A 1,258-nucleotide genomic window follows, 5' to 3' on the forward strand; every position below is an offset into this window, starting at 1 on the left:
CATCGAGCCCGGGATAGTGCTCAGCGGACCTACAGCGCTCGGGTCGGGCCTGGCCTTGAGCACTATTCGGGACTCGTCTACCGAAATGACGCCCACCTACGGCGTGTCGCCCATCGAACCCGGGATAGTGCTCAGCGACCGTGCAGCGAGACCAGGTTTCGATGTCCCAACGGGCACCCCCGCACTCAGCCGCCGTCGGGCCGCCTATCCCTGCACCCCACCGTCAAGCCCCTCGTTCAGGAGTCGGGGAACTGCTTCTTCTGCACGGAGATGAACGATCCCGAGCGGTCGCGCAGCTGGGTCAGCGAGCCGCCCGTGAACGCGTCGCCCAGCAGGGTCGCTTCAATGCAGACGGCGGGGGCACCGGCCTTGAACCACTCCCCGGCCGCGTAGGCCCCGATGCCGCCGAGCGGGATGACCCGGTCGGCGATCCCCACCTCGGCGAGGCGGTGCCCCAGTGCATGCCCCACCACGTCGGCCGGAAAGAGCAGCGCGCCGGTGGCTCCGGTCGCCAGCACCGCCCGCACCTCCGTCGGGGTCATCGCGGCCGCGAAACAAGCCAGCGACAGGTCGAGGGCAGATCCGATGACGACGTCGTCGGGCGCGTCGAGCAGGACGAATGAGGCTCCGGCCTCTGAGGCGGTGGCCACCTGGTCAACGGTCGAGGCCCGGTACGACCCGAACGTCGCCCGACTCCGGAAAATGGCGATCACTTCCGCGGCGCATTCAGCGGAGGCATGGAGCGCGAAGTTGTGGAAGCCTTCCTGGATGAGCGTCTCGACGACGCCGACGTAGTCGTCAAGCTCCGCCTGGGGTAGACAGACGATGATTCCGCTGGGCGTCGGCTTGGAGGTCATGGGGTCAATTCTGCCCGAGCCACTCGCGTCCGCTGCAACCGGGAACCTGCTGGAAGGGCGGAGCGACGGCCCGAACCGCCGTCGACACCAACCGAAGGTCGCGACACCAGCGAACCCGCGTCGACACCAACCAAAGGTCGCGACACCAGCGAAATACCGCTGGTAACCAGCCATAACCCTGGTAACGCGCAACTGGCCACCCGAGACGACCCTCGACACCAGCAAGAGAACCGCGACACCAGCGAGAACACGGATGGCAACGCCCGACAAGGCCTTAGAAGGGCATTGGTCGATACTCGACCACAGACGGAGCAGAATCGACCACTGGCCGATCCTCGACGGCGGACGCAACCCGGGAACGACACAACCAGCAAGGCATTGGCCGATACTCGACCACAGAC

The 1,258-nt window shown here is 66.5% G+C and carries 1 protein-coding gene; it reads right to left on the reverse strand.

The genetic code is table 11. The features are described from left to right. Nucleotides 1-236 precede the first annotated feature (236 nt). Complete coding sequence (locus BUC15_RS18875; RefSeq protein ID WP_073191665.1) at nt 237-857, reverse strand: beta/alpha barrel domain-containing protein; 621 nt, start codon at nt 855-857, stop codon at nt 237-239. Between the last annotated feature and the right edge of the window lie 401 nt (nt 858-1,258).

The sequence above is a fragment of the Tessaracoccus bendigoensis DSM 12906 genome, assembly GCF_900141915.1.
GTDB lineage: Bacteria > Actinomycetota > Actinomycetes > Propionibacteriales > Propionibacteriaceae > Arachnia > Arachnia bendigoensis.